The sequence below is a fragment of the Achromobacter sp. Marseille-Q0513 genome, assembly GCF_018195695.1.
Lineage (GTDB): Bacteria > Pseudomonadota > Gammaproteobacteria > Burkholderiales > Burkholderiaceae_B > Achromobacter.
Window position 1 is genome coordinate 15,358 of the sequence record NZ_JAGTJY010000059.1, and the last position, 16,029, is coordinate 31,386.

17 protein-coding genes and 1 pseudogene are annotated in these 16,029 nt (G+C 66.4%); 5 read left to right on the forward strand and 13 right to left on the reverse strand.

Features of this window, described 5'->3' with window-relative positions:
• The first annotated feature begins 291 nt into the window (after positions 1-291).
• Positions 292-891, forward strand: coding sequence for a histone H1-like DNA-binding protein (locus KDH83_RS14275; protein WP_212316842.1), 600 nt, complete (start codon positions 292-294; stop codon positions 889-891).
• Between the two features lie 174 nt (positions 892-1,065).
• A complete protein-coding gene (locus KDH83_RS14280; protein ID WP_212316844.1) occupies positions 1,066-1,626 on the forward strand; it encodes a YggT family protein in 561 nt (186 codons plus the stop codon).
• Between the two features lie 196 nt (positions 1,627-1,822).
• Here KDH83_RS14280 and KDH83_RS14285 read toward each other — a convergent pair whose 3' ends face one another.
• The 13 genes from KDH83_RS14285 to KDH83_RS14345 all read right to left on the reverse strand — a co-directional run bounded on the left by KDH83_RS14285 (position 1,823) and on the right by KDH83_RS14345 (position 13,479).
• On the reverse strand, positions 1,823-3,271 hold the full coding sequence (locus KDH83_RS14285) for a D-alanine--poly(phosphoribitol) ligase (protein ID WP_212316846.1): 1,449 nt from the start codon (positions 3,269-3,271) through the stop codon (positions 1,823-1,825).
• Positions 3,272-3,299: 28 nt separating this feature from the next.
• Positions 3,300-4,427, reverse strand: coding sequence for an MBOAT family O-acyltransferase (locus KDH83_RS14290; protein ID WP_212316848.1), 1,128 nt, complete (start codon positions 4,425-4,427; stop codon positions 3,300-3,302).
• A gap of 13 nt (positions 4,428-4,440) precedes the next feature.
• Entirely contained in the window at positions 4,441-4,644 is a 204-nt protein-coding gene (locus KDH83_RS14295; protein ID WP_212316878.1) for a hypothetical protein, read from the reverse strand.
• Entirely contained in the window at positions 4,641-5,819 is a 1,179-nt protein-coding gene (locus KDH83_RS14300; protein WP_212316850.1) for a D-alanyl-lipoteichoic acid biosynthesis protein DltD, read from the reverse strand. The genes KDH83_RS14295 and KDH83_RS14300 overlap by 4 nt, the downstream gene beginning before the upstream one ends.
• Positions 5,797-6,036 carry an acyl carrier protein gene (locus KDH83_RS14305; RefSeq protein ID WP_212316852.1) on the reverse strand — a complete coding sequence of 80 codons (240 nt, stop codon included), beginning with the start codon at positions 6,034-6,036 and terminating at the stop codon, positions 5,797-5,799. The genes KDH83_RS14300 and KDH83_RS14305 overlap by 23 nt, the downstream gene beginning before the upstream one ends.
• Positions 6,037-6,455: 419 nt before the next feature.
• A complete protein-coding gene (locus tag KDH83_RS14310) occupies positions 6,456-6,959 on the reverse strand; it encodes a glycine zipper 2TM domain-containing protein (RefSeq protein ID WP_212316854.1) in 504 nt (167 codons plus the stop codon).
• 145 nt (positions 6,960-7,104) lie between these two features.
• The gene (locus KDH83_RS14315) at positions 7,105-8,046 is read right to left on the reverse strand and encodes a carbohydrate kinase family protein (protein WP_212316856.1); all 942 of its coding nucleotides are present in this window, start codon (positions 8,044-8,046) and stop codon (positions 7,105-7,107) included.
• Positions 8,047-8,069: 23 nt separating this feature from the next.
• Positions 8,070-9,461 carry a DUF3426 domain-containing protein gene (locus KDH83_RS14320; RefSeq protein ID WP_212316858.1) on the reverse strand — a complete coding sequence of 464 codons (1,392 nt, stop codon included), beginning with the start codon at positions 9,459-9,461 and terminating at the stop codon, positions 8,070-8,072.
• A 23-nt stretch (positions 9,462-9,484) separates the two neighbouring features.
• Entirely contained in the window at positions 9,485-10,408 is a 924-nt protein-coding gene (gene prmA / locus KDH83_RS14325; RefSeq protein ID WP_103272347.1) for a 50S ribosomal protein L11 methyltransferase, read from the reverse strand.
• A gap of 96 nt (positions 10,409-10,504) precedes the next feature.
• The gene (gene accC / locus KDH83_RS14330) at positions 10,505-11,851 is read right to left on the reverse strand and encodes an acetyl-CoA carboxylase biotin carboxylase subunit (RefSeq protein WP_212316860.1); all 1,347 of its coding nucleotides are present in this window, start codon (positions 11,849-11,851) and stop codon (positions 10,505-10,507) included.
• Between the two features lie 8 nt (positions 11,852-11,859).
• Positions 11,860-12,315: an acetyl-CoA carboxylase biotin carboxyl carrier protein gene (gene accB, locus KDH83_RS14335; protein WP_212316862.1), complete on the reverse strand. Its 456-nt coding sequence runs from the start codon at positions 12,313-12,315 to the stop codon at positions 11,860-11,862.
• Positions 12,316-12,402: 87 nt separating this feature from the next.
• A complete protein-coding gene (gene aroQ / locus KDH83_RS14340; protein WP_212316864.1) occupies positions 12,403-12,837 on the reverse strand; it encodes a type II 3-dehydroquinate dehydratase in 435 nt (144 codons plus the stop codon).
• Positions 12,838-12,933: 96 nt separating this feature from the next.
• Positions 12,934-13,479, reverse strand: coding sequence for a TlpA disulfide reductase family protein (locus KDH83_RS14345; RefSeq protein ID WP_212316866.1), 546 nt, complete (start codon positions 13,477-13,479; stop codon positions 12,934-12,936).
• 119 nt (positions 13,480-13,598) lie between these two features.
• Here KDH83_RS14345 and mpl point away from each other — a divergent pair, with 119 nt between their 5' ends.
• The 3 genes and pseudogenes from mpl to KDH83_RS14360 all read left to right on the forward strand — a co-directional run.
• Entirely contained in the window at positions 13,599-14,969 is a 1,371-nt protein-coding gene (gene mpl, locus KDH83_RS14350) for a UDP-N-acetylmuramate:L-alanyl-gamma-D-glutamyl-meso-diaminopimelate ligase (protein WP_212316868.1), read from the forward strand.
• 19 nt (positions 14,970-14,988) lie between these two features.
• The gene (locus tag KDH83_RS14355) at positions 14,989-15,600 is read left to right on the forward strand and encodes a YqiA/YcfP family alpha/beta fold hydrolase (protein ID WP_212316870.1); all 612 of its coding nucleotides are present in this window, start codon (positions 14,989-14,991) and stop codon (positions 15,598-15,600) included.
• Positions 15,601-15,678: 78 nt separating this feature from the next.
• A pseudogene (locus KDH83_RS14360) lies at positions 15,679-16,029 on the forward strand (hypothetical protein); the annotation flags it as partial.

The following is a 16,029-nucleotide window of genomic DNA, read 5'->3' on the forward strand; positions in this document are numbered from 1 at the left end:
CGCGACAGGCCATGGCGGCGCGCTCCCCGGTCAGGGTGCTTCGAACACGCAAGACTAGCGGTAGGCGGCCTGTTTCAGGCTGACCTGCCGGCGCCATTTGAAATGGCTCGCGCCAAAGGAGCGGGGGCCATATCAAATGGCTGTGCCGAATTCATTAGCGCAAACCGTAGTAGCTGTTGCTCGCACAGAACAGCGGCATGCGCCGATGAATAGCCCGGGCACGGTCCGCTTTGTTGGCGGGTCGGGGCACGGGTTTAAGTTCTGGGACCCCTGAACCTAAGGAGCATGACCATGGCAACAGCCAAGAAAGCCGTAAAGAAAGCGGTGAAGAAGCCCGCCGCCAAGAAGGCAGTAGCGAAGAAGGCCGCCCCGGCCAAGAAAGCTGCCGCCAAGAAGGTTGCAGTGAAGAAGGTCGCCGCCAAGAAGCCGGCGGTGAAGAAGGTTGCCGCCAAGAAGCCGGCAGTCAAGAAGGTCGCCGCCAAGAAGCCGGCAGCCAAGAAGGTCGCCAAGAAAGCGGTAGCCAAGAAGGCCGTCGCCAAGAAGGTCGCGGCCAAGAAGCCCGCAGCCAAGAAGGCCGTCGCCAAAAAGGCCGCCGCCAAGAAAGCGGTAGCCAAGAAGGTCGTCGCCAAGAAGGCGGTTGCCAAGAAGGCCGTCGCCAAGAAGCCGGCTGCCAAGAAGGCCGCTGCCAAGAAGGCTCCTGCTGCCAAGAAGGCCGTAGCCAAGAAGGCTGCCCCGGCTGCCAAGAAGGCCCCGGCTGCCAAGAAGCCCGCTGCGAAGAAAGCCGCTCCGAAGAAGCCCGCCACGCCGCCGTCCACGGCTGCCGCCCCGGGTGCGAAGACCGCGCTGAACCCCGCCGCGTCGTGGCCCTTCCCGACCGGTGGCCGTCCCTAATCCGGACTCAGCCGTCTAGCGGTACTGAAGCCGCCTGGCCTGGCCAGGCGGCTTTTTCATTGGGCGCCGTTGCCCAAGCCGGATCATCCCTGGCGCTGGCCGTCGCCACGCGGAGGTATTTTTTCATCTGCCCGTGCGACAATGGAATCCGTCTTTTTCTGGTAGATCCCGTCCATGCTCGGTGAAATCCTTCGCTTCCTGCTCGAAATCGTCTTCACGCTATTCGGCGCCGCCTTGATCGCCCGGGCATGGATGCACGCGATCCGGCTGCCGCCGTTCAATCCGCTGGCGCGCGCGATCTACCAAGCCACCAACTGGCTCGTGCTGCCGCTGCGTAAGATCATTCCCGCCGGCAACAAGATCGACTGGACCAGCCTGGTGGCGACCTGGCTGTCGGCGCTGGTCTATCTGGTGCTGATCTGGCTGGTGGCCATCGGCGCGCTGATCCCCGTCGCCCTGCTGCCCGCCGCCATGGGCTCGGCCCTGATCATGGCGATCAAGTGGGCGCTCAACCTGGTCGTCTGGCTGACGCTGATCCAGGCCGTGCTGTCCTGGGTCAACCCCATGGCGCCGCTGATGCCGCTGCTCTCGACCCTGACCGCGCCGCTGCTCGATCCCATCCGCCGCATCCTGCCGCGCAGCTCGATCGATTTCTCGCCGCTGGTCCTGCTGGTGGTCGCGCAGATCGTGCTGATGGTCCTGGCCCGCCTCAGTTATTCGCTGATGGGGGTGTAGAAGGCCCCCCCGAGGCGCTGCGCGCCTTCCCCCAGGGGCGCAGCTGCGGACCGGCGGAGCCGGATCCGCGCTGCCCGGCTTGGGGAGGCAGTGCTGCTTGGGAAGGTGTGTTCTCAAAGAGAGACGACGGCATATATAGCGCCACGCTCATCAGCGCATGCGGCCACCCTCATCGGCGCATGCCGCCACGCTGCCCCTACGCGGGTATCCCGGCGTAGATATCGATCAGCTTCTTGCGGTCGATCTTGTGGTTGTTCGACATGGGCAGGGCCGGGCAGGCCACCAGCTCGGACGGCACCATGTAGGGCGGCAGGCGTTGCGCCAGCAGGTCTTTCCAGTTCGATAGCGCCTGCGCGTCCAGGAAGGCGGGCTGCTCGCCTGCCACCGCCGCGCCCGTGACGAAGCCGATCAGGCGTACCGCCGTGCCATCCGGACGGCGCAGCACGGCGCAGGCGCCGCCCTCCGCGCCGGGCAGCCCGTGCAACGCCTCGTCGATTTCCGCCAGTTCGATGCGATAGCCGTTGAGCTTGATCTGGTCGTCCATGCGGCCGCGGCAGAACAGCAGGCCGCCCTCTTCCATCTGGCCCAGATCGCCGGTGCGAAAGCCTCGGCGGCCGTCGGCGTGGACGAAGAGCTTCTGCTCGTTCAGGTCCGCGCGGTTCAGATAGCCGCGCATGACATGGTCGCCGACGATGCAGATCTCGCCGTCCGTCACCAGCAGCTCGCAATCCGGCTTGGCGTGGCCGACCGGCAGCGGATCGTGCCGCGCCAGCACCGCGTCCGTGATCTGGATCCAGGTCGTGGCGACAGTGGCCTCGGTCGGACCATAGGTATTCAGGATGGCTGCATCCGGGAAACGCTGGCGCAACTTCTTGGCCAGGGCGGCCGGCAAGGGTTCGCCGCAGAACAGGAACGTGCGCAAGGTCGGCAGCGTCGCGGGCGAAAAATCCCGGTTGGCCAGCTGCTGATGCGCGAAGGACGGCGTCGATACCCACACCGTGATGCCTTGTTCGGCCAGCCTGGCGATCCACGCGACGGGCGTGGCGATCAGTTCGCGCGCGTTCAGCACGCAGGCACCGCCGGATGCCAGCGTGGCGAAGACTTCGTACATCGACAGGTCGAAGCTGAACGGCGCCTGGTTCATGAACACCGGCGCATCGCCCAGTCCGAAGCTGCCCAGCATCCAGTCGCCCAGCAGGCCCACGCTCTCGCGCCCGATCTGCACGCCCTTCGGATCGCCGGTGCTGCCCGAAGTGAACATGACGTAGGCCAGGCCGCGTTCGGCCAGCGGCGCGCCGTGGCCGGGTTCAAAACGGCCAGCGGCCGCATCGAAAACCGCCGCCGGCCGCACGATCTCGACGATGCAGCGCAGGCGCTCGGGCGGATAGATCGTATCGACCGGCACGAACGGCGCGCCGACCAGCAGCGCGCCGACCATGGCCACGAAGAACGAAGCCTGCTTGTGGCCATAGATGGCCACCGGCACATCCGGCGCCGCGCCATGCGCGCGCGCGGCATCGGCCCAGGCCAGCGCCTCGGCGCGCAACTGCGCCCAGCTCAGGTTCCGGTCGGCCGCGGCCACCGCCAGCGCATCGGGCGCGCGCTCGCATTCCACGAAGTCGAAGGATTTCAGGTCGAAACGCATGCCGATGCTCCCGGCGTATGAAAATGGATCAGATCGGGCTGCGGCCGCTGAACACGTACAGCGCCAGCGCGGCCAGGATCAGGGTGAACACGCGCCCCGCGAAACGCATGACGGGCCGGGCCAGCGTGGCCTGCAACCCCGGCCGCGTGCGGGCGGCATTGACCAGCAGGTTGTGGCCCACCGAATAGGCGCCGAACATCAGGCCGCTGACGATGTAGTGCAGCGACAGACCGTTCCACACACCCATGGCCAGCAGCGTGGCGAAGATGCCGATGTTCTGCGCCGCCATCCGGTGCCGCCCGAAGAACGCGGTCTTGCTCAGCGCCTTGTAGATCGGCATGAACACCACGTCGCGCAGCCATTCGGACAGGCTGATGTGCCAGCGCCGCCAGAAATCCTGCGGATTCAGCGTGGCCAGCGGATTGCGGAAGTTGATCGGCAGGCTGAAACCGAACAGCATGCCGATGCCGATCGCCATCGTCGAATAGCCGGCGAAGTCGAAGAACAGGTAGGCGCTGTACAGCGAGGCATTGAGCGCCACGCCGGTGAACGAGTAATCGTGCGCGTCCAGCGTCGACAGGCCGTAGCGCCAGATCAGCTCGGCCAGGCCGAACTTCTGGATCACGCCGACCATGATCAGTTCCAGGCCCGAGAGCCAGGTATTCAGGCTCACGCCTTCATAGCCGCGCTTCAGGTCGGCCTGGAAGTTGCGCCAGCGGTACATGGGGCCGGCCAGCAGCGTCAGCGGGAAAAACACGTAGATGCAGTAATCCAGCAGCGAGATGCGCTCGTTGCGCGGCGCGAACAGCAGCACGTCGATGGCGCGGAAGGTCGCGAAGGACAGGCCCAGCATCGCCGCCAGGTGCGATGCGCCGGTCTTGACCAGCAGCAAGGGCGTCATCGTGATGACGACCGCGAGCCAGGTCGGAATGTACTTGCGGCGCACCGCCCACAGCGCGGCGCCGGAGATGGCCAGCAGCGCCAGCGGCTGCCAGGGCCGGTGCCAGAACACCGCCATCCACACCGCCAGGCAGATCGCGCCGATGACGTGGCGATAGCCGATGCGCAACGGCATGCCGAAGGCGCGATAGGCCAACAGGCCCAACCCGCCGAACAGGGCGCCACCAAAGAAACTCAAGCTTGCGAACAATTCCATGCTGGGGCCGCGCTCAGAATTGCTGGTACTGGAATTCGACCTTGATCGGTCCGCCGCTGCCCGTGGTGGGCTGGGCCTGGAGCACGAATACCAGGATCACCCCAAGGTACAGGCACAGGTGCCACAGGAACCGCCGGCCCCAACCCTTGCCGGCGTCCCGGTCCGGGGACGCTGCATCATCCGGCTTGGCGAATGCCCTGCAGAAAAATTGCTTCATCGGGAAAAATACTCCGCAATGCCCTGGTCGGCGAGAGCCCAGCCCAGCTCGGCCAGGTGCATGTCGTCGCGCACCATGCCGGGCTCGAAGGGAATGCTGTAGAGGTCCAGGCAGCCCATCTGGTAGCGCGTGCACATGCCGGTGATGGCGGCCACCACCGGATCGAAACGCTCCATGTCCAGGATGAGCTTGGGATTGAACGGCTGGATCACGAAGTACGCCTTGACCTTGCGCTTTTGCAGCAGCGCCATCAGGCGCGACAGGTCGCCCAGTTCGGTGCGGGTAAGCGGGTCGACATTGGCGAATTCGTTGCGCGCCGGCGAATACAGGGATGCCAGGTACTGCTTGTAGTAGTCGTCGCGCACATCGTAGGGATTATTGCCGCCCAGCTTGTGCTCGACTTCGCGCGCCTCCTGGGTAAGGCGGCTCCAGTGCCCCGCGTTCAGGCGGGCCGCCGAGGGCCAGACCACGTAGCGGTGCGCCGGCACGGACAGCTTGCTGCGCGGCTTGTCCGGCGCGGGTTCCTGGCGCGCGTTCCACCACAACGAAACCTTGTCCTTCAGCTCGGCCACCTGGCCGTTCGCGATGAGCCAGAGCAGGCCCCAGTTCGCGTTGTCGCTGATCCAGGTCTGCATCTGCTCGCGCGTGCTGGGCTTGTCCCAAAGGCGGTTCCAGACCGGCCCCGTGACGTGCTCGGCAAAGGCGCTGCGCGGCAGTTGCCCGCCGGAAGCGAACCAGGCGGGCGACACCATGATGACCAGGCGCGTGTTCGGCGTGAGCGAATCGGCCACGGACTCCAGCACGCTGACCATGCCATAGGACTGGAACATGGCGTGGCCATAGGCCAGCGTCGGCACCTTCAGCTCTTCGGGAAAGAAGCGGTACGGCACAAAGCGCAAATCGTGGCTGGACAGCTCGGAAGAGCCCAGCACCACCAGCGTGCCATCGCTGAGCGCATTGCCCAGGCGGTTCAGGTTGACGTGCTGGGTGCCCCAATCCGGCCCCAGATTGGGCAGGTAGTTGCTCTTGTCCGCGGCGGGCGCGGCGACCGGCAGGACGATGCGACTGAGCACGTCGTCCGCGCCCAGGTACGCGCCGATGGCCAGCGCAACCGCCGTGGTGGCGGCCGCGACGTGCGACAGCAGCCGGGAGTTACGCAGTATGGGCAGCGACATAGCCGGCAAGCGTGCGAACCGACTGTAAATGCTCCGCGATCTCCGGAGCCGGTATGCTGCAGCCGTACTCGGATTCGACAGCCAGCGTGATATCCACGGCGGCGAGCGAATCCACCAGGCCGGTAGCGATCAACTGCGTGTCGGGAGTGACTTTCTTGAGGACGATCGACTCGACGATCTCGCCGATCTTGGTGTGGAGTTCTTGCTCGGTATGCATAGATAGTGCAGCGTTATGTCGCCTCGAAAGGCACAACATCCCCCGCCCCGAGATACAGGACGGCGAGTTTACAGAAAAAACCTGAAAATCAACTGACGATGCCGACCGGCTTCCCGGGTGGCGCCGATGCAAGCCGTTACAACATCGTTCCGGCCCTTGTCGGCGTGGCAGGCGAATCATGGCACTTCAACCGTTGAATCGCCATGAAACTTCCGGCCGAAATCATGGGAAAGCACAAAAAGCACGGCATTTCGAGGGTAATCACGGTGCGCTGCGTTGCGGCGGAACGACAGCCAGCGAGAGGAATCCGGCGCCAGCGGCGCCCAGCACGACGCCGCGGCGTTCCGGCGGCATTCCTGTCGCGGCCCGCGCCAATGAAAAAAGCCCGCTTGCGCGGGCTTTTCTCTGGCGACGACGATTTACATCGGGGTGACGCGCGTGGGGCCTGCCCCGCTGATCACCTGGACGCGTTGGCCAACGCTGATGGGCACATCGGCTTCCTGGGCCACGACGCGGGTTTCGCCGTTGTCCAGGCGCACCGTGATTTCGTAGCCGGACGACTTGCCAACCGAGTTCTCGATGGCGTTGCCCGCCAGCGCGCCCAGGATGGCGCCGCCAACCGTGGCAATGGTGCGGCCCGTGCCGCCGCCGACCGCGTTGCCCGCGACGCCGCCCAACGCGCCGCCAGCCAGCATGCCTGCGCCGCTGGACTTGTCGTTCTGGATCACGATGGGACGCACGCCGGTGACCGTGCCCGTGCGGACGATCTGCTCGCGCTGGGCCTGGTCATAGCTGTACACGCCGCTGGAGGCGCTGCGGTTGGCGCAGCCACCCAGCACGGCCATCGACGTGACGACGGCGGCGACGGCCAGCCAGCGGCCGGCGCGCGGCGAGACCAGGGAAATGGATTTGGTTTGGTTCATTTGGACTCCTCGATCGGGCATCGCCGACGAATTTTGATCATACCCCAGCCCGAAAAGGGTGATGGAGCAGCCTGCAACACAGTGAAACGCGATCGTCCATTTCGACCGGCGCCAAGGGCGCCGGTTCCCCGCCCTGCCCAGGGATTCAGGCAGGCAAATGAATGCCGTAGGTGGCATGCAGCACCGCGTCGATCTCGGCGCGCGACGGCGCATAGTTCTGCGGACCGCGCGAAGCGATCTTGAGGGCGCCCATGACATTGCCCAGGCGGCAGCTGTCTTCCCAGCTCCAGCCGCAGGTCAGGCCGTAGAGCAGGCCGCCGCGCTGCGAATCGCCGCAGCCGGTGGGGTCCACGACCTGGGCCGCGCGCACGGGCGCGATCTGGGTCGTCTTGCCTTCGGTATACAGCGTGGCACCTTCGGCGCCGCGAGTGACGACCACCGCGATCAGGTCGCGCGCGATGTCCTCGATGCTGCGGCCGGTGCGCTGCTCCACCACGCTGGCCTCGTAATCATTGACCGTCAGCGCCTGCGCCATCTTGAGCATGCGCTCCAGGTCGTCGCGGTCGAACAGGGGCATGGCCTGGCCCAGGTCGAAGATGAACGGAATACCGCTCTTGTTCAGCCGTTCCGCGTGGGCGAACATGCCTTCCTTCGCGTCGGGCGCGACGATGGCCCAGGCGGCCGTGGCGCCGGTCACGTCATTCTGCGCGGCAAAAGCCATGGCGCCGGGGTGGAACGCGGTGATCTGGTTGTCGTCCAGATCGGTCGTGATGAAGCACTGGGCGGTGAAAGTCTCGGGAATGGTCTTGATTCGGCTGACGTCGATGCCCAGGCCCTGCAGCCGCTCCAGGTATTCGCCGGCGTCCTCGCCGACGGTGGCGACCGGCACGGGCTTGCCGCCCAGCAACTGCATGCTGTAGGCGATGTTGCCCGAGCAGCCGCCGTATTCCTTGCGCATGCTGGGCACCAGGAACGAGACGCTCAGCGAATGGATGCGGTCAGCAAGGATGTGCTCCTTGAAGCGCCCCTCGAATACCGCGATGGTGTCGAAAGCCATCGAACCGCAGACCAGGACCGAATTCGTCATGCCTGTCATCCTTGAAGAAAAATCTAGGGAAAGAACTTGTCGAGCTGATAGCCGTTGACCTGGACGCCCGCCACTTCGATGGGCACCGAGATCTTGAGCTCGCCGGCCGGGCCGAAGGGGCCGCGCAGTTGCTCCGGCGTCAGGTAGTCCTCGGGCCGCAGCACCTTGCGCACGACCACGGTATCCGACAGGTCGGTCAGGTCCAGCACCAGCGCGGGCCAATGCTGCGGCTTGTCGTAGCGGTTGCGCAGCATCAGGTTCAGCACCAGGCGGCTGCGGCCGTCATCGATGGCCGCGGCGCCCGGCGGCGGCTGCAGCGACGAGGCGGAAATCGCGATGCGCTCCAGGCGGCGCGCGTAGCCCACCGTGCAGCCCATGGAGCGGCAGGCGGCTTCCAGCGCCGGACGCAGCGCGGGCACGGAATTGGCGATGTCCACGCGATAGGCATAGAGCAGTTGCAGGCCGAGCGCGATCAGGCCCAGCAGGCATCCATAGCCCCAGAGCCGGCGCAGCAGGCCCCGGCGCGCCTGCCGGTCCTGATCCAGGAATTCCGGCGGAGCGCGTCCCACGTCGGTGGCGCTGGAATAGCGGGTGCGGGACTCGCCCAGCACCGGCGCGCCATCCGGAAGCGTATCGTCGTCGGCGTCTTCAAAATTCTTGGCGTCTTCATCGACACGGTCGCGGTCGTCGTCGAAGGCGTCATCGTCCCCTTCGCGCGCCCGCAGCGCCGGTTCACGCACCGTCTCGGCGCGCGCCGGCGCGCTCCAGGACAGCGACGGCTCGCCGCGCCGGTCGTCGGCTACGAACGCCTCGCCGCGACGCTCCTCGAATCGTGGCGCCACAAGACGCGAGTCCGGGTGGCGCTCATCAGCATGGTCGTGCCAGTCGTTCGCATCATCATGCTCGTCCTCGCCATGGCGATGGCCGCCCCGCGGTGCGTCGCCCTGCGATTCGTCATCATGCAGCTCATCGTCCAGCAGCTCATCGTCATCCAGTTCGTCCGCGCGCGCGCCCTTGTCCTCTGCCTGTCGGCGGATCTGTTCGCGGCTGCGCAGCACGGCGGGCGGCGTCGCGGATGGCGGCGGCTCCCAAGACCGGGCCGGGGATTGCGATACGGCGGGTTCATCTTCCCAGGGAGGCACCGGCTCGGAAGGCCGGGCAGGCGGGGTCTCGGGCCGGACCAGGGGAGGAACCGCAAGGGCCGGCTCGACGACGCGGACTGGAGTTGCGGCCGGCACGGCAATCGGCGTCTCGGCCTGCCGTCCGGAAACGTCCGCAGGCTGCACCAGGCTGGCCCGGCCGTCGAACACCGTGGAGCAGGCGCCGCAACGCACCAGGCCATTGCGGATCCGCAACTGGTCCGGCACCACCTTGAAGGCGGTGCCGCAATGCGGGCAGCGGGTGGTCAAAGCCATGGCGTTGCGCGGCTGTTATGCGTTCAAGCCTTGCGGCCGTGCAGGCAGACCCAGCCGTCGCGCGCGCGCCAGACCGACATGGCGATCCACGGAGCATAGGCGGCGGCGACTTCCTCGGCCTGGCGTTCCAGCACGCCCGAGAGCACCAGTTGCCCGCCGGGCGCGACGCGGCCGGCCAGCATGGGCGCCAGCACCTTCAGCGGGTTCGACAGGATATTGGCGACCACGACCTGGAACGTGCCGTCTTTCAGGCCGTCGGGCAGCATGGCATCCAGCTCGACGCCGTTGACCTGGGCGTTGAACACGGTGCTCTGCACGGCTTGCGGATCGATGTCCACCGCCTGGGTCGGCCCCGCGCCCAGCTTGCGCGCGGCGATGGCCAGGATGCCCGAGCCGCAGCCGTAGTCCAGCAGCGTCGCGCCGGCCGGCAGCTCGGCCTCGAGCCAGGCCAGGCACAGGTGGGTCGTGGGATGGCTGCCGGTGCCGAAAGCCAGGCCCGGATCGAGTTCGATGTGGATGGCGCCGTCGGCGGCATCCAGGTCCAGTCCCGGCACGTCCGGATTGTCGCGGTGCCAGCTGGGCACGATCCACAGCCGCTCGGCGACCTGGATGGGGCCGAACTGCGATTGCGTCAGTCGCACCCAGTCGGCATCCGGCACGTCGCGCAGGCTCCAGTCCTGGAACAGCGCGGGGTCCAGTTCGCCGGCCTCGGCCGCCTCGGCCATGATCTGGGCGGGATCGGCGCCATCGGGCAGCAGGGCCACGACGCGGTTGCGGTCCCAGGCCTGCACGTCGGGCTCGGTGCCCGGTTCGCCGAACAACGGGCGCTCGTCGTCGGTGCCGAAATCGGCGTCCTCGACCGACACCGACAGCACGCCGGCTTCCAGCAGCGCGTCGGACAGGGCTTCGGCCTGGGCTTCCAGGCAATGGAGCACGAGTTCACGCATGAGATTCTTCCATCTGGACGACGGGCCGCGGCATGCGCCGCGGCCCGTTCGACCGTAAAAACACAAAAGGGGCCTCGCGGCCCCGGAAAAAGCGGATCAGGGCCGCTGGGCCAGCTTGTTTTCCAGATAGTGGATGCTGGTGCCGCCTTCGATGAAGCGGGAATCCTGCAGCAGCTCGCGATGCAGCGGGATGTTGGTCGAAATGCCTTCCACCACCATTTCCGACAGGGCCGTGCGCATGCGGGCCAGCGCCTGGTCCCGGGTATCGCCGTAGGTAATGACCTTGGCGATCATGGAATCATAGTTCGGCGGCACGAAATAGCCGTTGAACGCATGCGAATCGATACGCACGCCAGGACCGCCCGGGGTATGCCAGTTGGTGATGCGGCCAGGGCTGGGCACGAAGCGGAACGGATCTTCCGCGTTGATGCGGCATTCGATCGCATGACCCTTGAAGCCGATGTCGCGCTGGCGCAGCGTGAACTTCTCGCCGGCGGCGATCAGGATCTGCTGCTGGACCAGGTCCACGCCCGTGATCAGTTCCGTGACGGGATGCTCGACCTGGATGCGGGTGTTCATTTCGATGAAATAGAACTCGCCGTTTTCATACAGGAACTCGAACGTGCCCGCGCCGCGATAGCCCATCTTGCGGCAGGCGTCAGCGCAGCGGTCGCCGATGCGCTCGATCAGGCGGCGCGCGATGCCGGGGGCCGGCGCTTCCTCGATGACCTTCTGGTGGCGGCGCTGCATGGAGCAATCGCGCTCGCCCAGCCAGACCGCGTTGCGGCCGCCGTCGGCCAGCACCTGGATTTCCACGTGGCGCGGATTCTCCAGGAACTTCTCCATATAGACTTCGGGGTTGTTGAACGCGGCGCCCGCCTCGGAACGCGTCATCGTGACGGCGTTCAGCAGCGCGGCTTCCGTGTACACCACCCGCATGCCGCGGCCACCGCCGCCGCCCGCGGCCTTGATGATGACCGGGTAGCCGACTTCGCGCCCAATGCGCACGATTTCCTGCGGATCGTCGGGCAACGCGCCCTCGGAACCGGGCACCACCGGCACGCCGGCCTCGATCATGGCGCGCTTGGCGCTGACCTTGTCGCCCATCAGGCGAATGGTGTCGGGACGCGGACCGATGAACACGAAGCCGCTTTTCTCGACGCGATCGGCGAAATCGGCGTTTTCCGACAGGAAGCCGTAGCCGGGGTGGATCGCCTCGGAATCGGTGACTTCGGCGGCCGAGATGATGGCCGGCATGTTCAGGTAGCTTTCACGCGAGGGCGCGGGCCCGATGCACACGGACTCATCGGCCAGGCGCACGTACTTGGCTTCGCGGTCGGCCTCGGAGTGCACCACCACGGTCTTGATGCCCAGCTCGCGGCAAGCGCGCTGAATGCGCAGGGCGATCTCGCCCCGGTTGGCGATCAGGATTTTTTCGAACATATCAGCTATCAGCCAATGACGAACAGAGGCTGGCCGTACTCGACGGGTTCGCCGTTCTCGACCAGGATTTCCTTGATCACGCCGGACTTGTCGGCTTCGATCTCATTGAGCAGCTTCATGGCTTCAATGATGCAGAGGGGATCGCCTTCCTTGACGCTCTGGCCGACGTCGATGAACGGCGCGGCGCCCGGATTCGGCGAGCGGTAGAACGTGCCGACCATCGGCGCCTTGACCACATGGCCCTGGATCGCGGCCGGCGCCGGCGCGGCGGGCGCGGCGGCGGGAGCGGGCGCGGCCACCGGCGCGGCGGCCACGCCGGCTTCGGGCTGGTGGTACGCGACCGGTTGCAGGGTCTGCGAGAACTTGACGATGCGAACCTTGCCTTCGCCTTCGGTGATTTCCAGCTCGGCGATGCCCGATTCAGCCACCAGGTCGATCAGGGTTTTGAGTTTTCGAAGGTCCATAGAAGCTGCTTCCCGAAATAGTGTCGGCAACGTCCCTGCGTCGGGACCGCGCCGTTTAAGATGTAAAAGCGATGAGTTGGAGCGAGATCAGTGCCGCACCGCGTAGCGCAGGGCCGCTTCGTAGCCGTCCGCGCCCAGGCCGCTGATGAGGCCTATCGCCAGATCGGACAGATACGAGTGATGCCTGAAGGGCTCCCGCTTATACAGGTTGGACAAATGTACTTCAATAAATGGGATCGCGACCCCGGCCAGCGCATCGCGAACAGCGACGCTGGTGTGCGTGTATGCCGCCGCGTTGATGATGATGAAGTCCGTGCCGTCTTGCCGCGCCGCCTGGATGCGATCGACCAGTGCGCCCTCGTGATTGCTCTGCCACGCCGTGAGCGTGGCGCCCAGTTCCCCTGCAAGCCGTTCCAGGTTTTCATTGATCTGCTGCAGCGTCAGACTGCCGTAGATATGAGGTTCCCGGGTGCCTAGCAGGTTCAGATTCGGGCCATGCAATACCAGTATGTTTTGCGCCATGCGCTTGCCAATGAGTGGATTGCCAATCTTGATTTGTTGGCAAAACAGCCGATAAACCAGCTTTTTACGCCAATTCCCACCATTTGTCCAACAGACTTACGCCTTCAAACCGGCCAGTGTCTGATCCAGATCCTGGGGCTGAATTTCACCCAGGATCTTCCGGTTAATTCCACCATCTGCATTGAAAATAACCGTAAAAGGCAAACCGCCGCTAGGGTTACCCAGCTTGCGCAGCACGTCGATGCCACCGGCGCCCAATACCCACAGCGGGTACGAAACCTGCACTTTCTCGACAAATTTCTGCATATTGACCGCCGAATCAACGCCGATACCGACAAAGCGCACTTTCGGATATTTTTTCTGCAGGGCGTCGAGCTCGGGCATCTCCTTGACGCAAGGCGCGCACCAGGTCGCCCAGAAATTCACCAGCATGGGCTGGCCCTTCCAGCCATCCAGCGAATGCGAGGCGCCACTCAGGTCGGGCAGGCGCAGAGCCATCAGCGAGGCGACGGGATCGACCTGCGCGTCGGCAGCCTGGGGCGCCTGCGGCGCCTGGGACTTGCCGCGGCCCAGCCAGGTGAACACGCCGGCCGCGGTGGCGGCGGCGGCCACGCCGGCGGAAAGAATGAGACGTCGATTCATGGCGCGATCATAACCGCTGCCGCCGGTTTGCGCCTTGCGCCGGCACAGTCCGGTGCGCCGCCATGCACAGCAGCCCGCCTCGCCTCTATATATACAATGCAGCACAGGAGAGTTTTTCAATGCATCTGCATATTCTTGGCATCTGCGGTACGTTCATGGGCGGGCTGGCGCTGATCGCGCGCGCCGCCGGACACAAGGTCACCGGCTGCGACGCGGGCGTCTATCCGCCCATGAGCACGCAGCTGGCCGAACAGGGCATCGAACTGATCGAGGGTTTCGGTCCCGAGCAACTGGCGCTCAAGCCCGACCTGTACGTGATCGGCAACGTGGTCAGCCGCGGCAACCCGCTGATGGAAGCCATCCTGGAATCGGGCGCGCGCTATGTCTCCGGCCCGCAATGGCTGGGCGACAACATCCTGCCCGGCGCTCACGTGCTGGCGGTGGCCGGCACCCACGGCAAGACCACCACCAGTTCCATGCTGACCTGGATCCTGGAAGCGGCGGGCCTGGCGCCCAACTTCCTGATCGGCGGCGTGGCGCCCGACCTGCACGTCTCGGCCCGGTACAGCCCCACGCAGCGGCATTTCGTGATCGAGGCGGACGAGTACGACACGGCCTTCTTCGACAAACGCTCGAAGTTCGTGCACTACCGCCCCCGCACCGCGATCCTGAACAACCTTGAATACGATCACGCCGACATCTTTCCCGATCTGGCCGCGATCGAAACCCAATTCCATCACCTGGTCCGCACCATTCCCGGCTCGGGCCGCATCCTGCGCCCGGCGCATTCCGACGCGCTGGACCGCGTGCTGGCGCGCGGCTGCTGGTCGGAAACGGTCACGTTCGGCGACGATGGCCGCTGGCAGGCGTCCGAACCCGACGCCGACGGCGCCTTCCTCGTCCGCCGCGATGGCCAGGACCTCGGCACGGTGCGCTGGTCGCTCGGCGGCGAGCACAACCGCATGAACGCGCTGGCCGCGCTGGCCGCCGCCGAACATGCCGGCGTGCCGGCGGCCCAGGGCATCGAGGCGCTGAGCCGCTTCGGCGGCGTCAAGCGCCGCATGGAGCTTCGCGGCACGGTCCAGGGCGTGAAGGTCTATGACGACTTCGCGCACCATCCCACCGCCATCGCCACCACCATCGCCGGCCTGCGCCGCCAGGTCGGGCAGGCCCGCATCCTGGCCGTGCTGGAACCCCGCTCCAACACCATGAAACTCGGCACCATGGCCGCCCGCCTGCCCGACGCGCTGGCCGGCGCCGACCTGGTGTTCTGCTTCGGCGCCAAGTCCGGCAAGCACGCGCTGGGCTGGGACCCGGCCGAAGTGCTGGCGCCGCTGGGCGCGCGCGCCAGCCATCGCGACGACATCGACGCGCTGGTGGACGCGGTGGTCCAGGCCGCCCGCCCCGGCGACCATGTGCTGGTCATGAGCAACGGCGGCTTCGGCGGCATCCACGGCAAGCTGCTGGACGCGCTGGAGCGACGCGCTTGAGGCGCGCAAGGACGACGCGATGAGCAGTTCGATCCTCTATCTGCACGGCTTCCGCTCGTCGCCGACCTCGTTCAAGTCCCGCCTGATGGCCGATGCCATGGCCGAACGCGGCCTGGCCGGCGCCTGGGCCTGCCCCCAATTGCCCGCCAGCCCGCGCCAGGCCATTGCCCTGGCCATGGATATCGCCCGCCGCCAGCTGGACGGCGCGCCCGATCCGCGCGCGCTGACGGTCATCGGCTCATCGCTGGGCGGCTTCTACGCCACCTGGCTGGCCGAGCAACTGGGCTGCAAGGCCGTGCTGCTCAATCCGGCCGTCGAGGCCCCGCGCGACCTGGCCACCCAGGTGGGCGAGCACCGCATGTATCATTCGGACGAACCCTTCGTTTTCCTGCCGGAATACGTGGACGAGCTGGCCGCTATCCACGCGCCCGCCATCACCCGGCCCGAGCGCTACTTCCTGGTGGCGGCCACGGGAGACGAAGTGCTGGACTGGCGCGAAATGCGCGACCGCTACGCGGGTTGCCGCCAGCGCATCGTGCAGGGCGGCGACCATGGCCTGTCCGACTTCGCCCGCTGGATGCCCGAGGTCCTGGAATTCGCGCTTGGCGCGGAACCGGTTCGCCCCCAATAATCCAATCTGTGCCCCGAACTCCATAACGACAGCAGCACCACGGCGACGCGTGCGCGCCGCCCAGGACGATCCACCACCATGTATGTGTTTTACGAAGACGACGGCAGCTTCAAGGCCGGCAATATCCTGTCCGAAACCGACGCCAGCCTGCAGGTGGAATCGGAATCCGGCAAGCGCAGCAAGATCAAGCGCGCCAATACGCTGTTCACATTCGCCGCGCCGGAACCCGCCGCGCTGATGAGCCAGGCGGCGGCCGCCGCCGAGGCGCTGGCGGACGGGGTGCGCGACGGCGGCGCCGCCGCGCTCCGGATGCATCTGCTCCTTTTCGCGGCCGGCGGCGGCGCGCGCCGCGCCAGCGACGGGGGGGCCGGCCGGGCCCGCGCCGGCTGCCCGCGGGCCGCCGCCGTGGCCGCCGAGCAGGCGCGATAC

Excerpts from the sequence above, each read along its gene's own strand:
- KDH83_RS14355 (WP_212316870.1), top strand. The coding sequence starts at position 14,989 with ATGAGCAGTTCGATCCTCTATCTGCACGGCTTCCGCTCGTCGCCGACC.
- aroQ (WP_212316864.1), bottom strand. The coding sequence starts at position 12,837 with ATGGCGCAAAACATACTGGTATTGCATGGCCCGAATCTGAACCTGCTA.
- KDH83_RS14280 (WP_212316844.1), top strand. The coding sequence starts at position 1,066 with ATGCTCGGTGAAATCCTTCGCTTCCTGCTCGAAATCGTCTTCACGCTA.
- KDH83_RS14300 (WP_212316850.1), bottom strand. The coding sequence starts at position 5,819 with ATGTCGCTGCCCATACTGCGTAACTCCCGGCTGCTGTCGCACGTCGCG.
- mpl (WP_212316868.1), top strand. The coding sequence starts at position 13,599 with ATGCATCTGCATATTCTTGGCATCTGCGGTACGTTCATGGGCGGGCTG.
- KDH83_RS14320 (WP_212316858.1), bottom strand. The coding sequence starts at position 9,461 with ATGGCTTTGACCACCCGCTGCCCGCATTGCGGCACCGCCTTCAAGGTG.
- KDH83_RS14285 (WP_212316846.1), bottom strand. The coding sequence starts at position 3,271 with ATGCGTTTCGACCTGAAATCCTTCGACTTCGTGGAATGCGAGCGCGCG.
- accB (WP_212316862.1), bottom strand. The coding sequence starts at position 12,315 with ATGGACCTTCGAAAACTCAAAACCCTGATCGACCTGGTGGCTGAATCG.
- KDH83_RS14345 (WP_212316866.1), bottom strand. The coding sequence starts at position 13,479 with ATGAATCGACGTCTCATTCTTTCCGCCGGCGTGGCCGCCGCCGCCACC.
- accC (WP_212316860.1), bottom strand. The coding sequence starts at position 11,851 with ATGTTCGAAAAAATCCTGATCGCCAACCGGGGCGAGATCGCCCTGCGC.
- KDH83_RS14290 (WP_212316848.1), bottom strand. The coding sequence starts at position 4,427 with ATGGAATTGTTCGCAAGCTTGAGTTTCTTTGGTGGCGCCCTGTTCGGC.
- prmA (WP_103272347.1), bottom strand. The coding sequence starts at position 10,408 with ATGCGTGAACTCGTGCTCCATTGCCTGGAAGCCCAGGCCGAAGCCCTG.
- KDH83_RS14310 (WP_212316854.1), bottom strand. The coding sequence starts at position 6,959 with ATGAACCAAACCAAATCCATTTCCCTGGTCTCGCCGCGCGCCGGCCGC.
- KDH83_RS14305 (WP_212316852.1), bottom strand. The coding sequence starts at position 6,036 with ATGCATACCGAGCAAGAACTCCACACCAAGATCGGCGAGATCGTCGAG.
- KDH83_RS14275 (WP_212316842.1), top strand. The coding sequence starts at position 292 with ATGGCAACAGCCAAGAAAGCCGTAAAGAAAGCGGTGAAGAAGCCCGCC.
- KDH83_RS14315 (WP_212316856.1), bottom strand. The coding sequence starts at position 8,046 with ATGACGAATTCGGTCCTGGTCTGCGGTTCGATGGCTTTCGACACCATC.
- KDH83_RS14295 (WP_212316878.1), bottom strand. The coding sequence starts at position 4,644 with ATGAAGCAATTTTTCTGCAGGGCATTCGCCAAGCCGGATGATGCAGCG.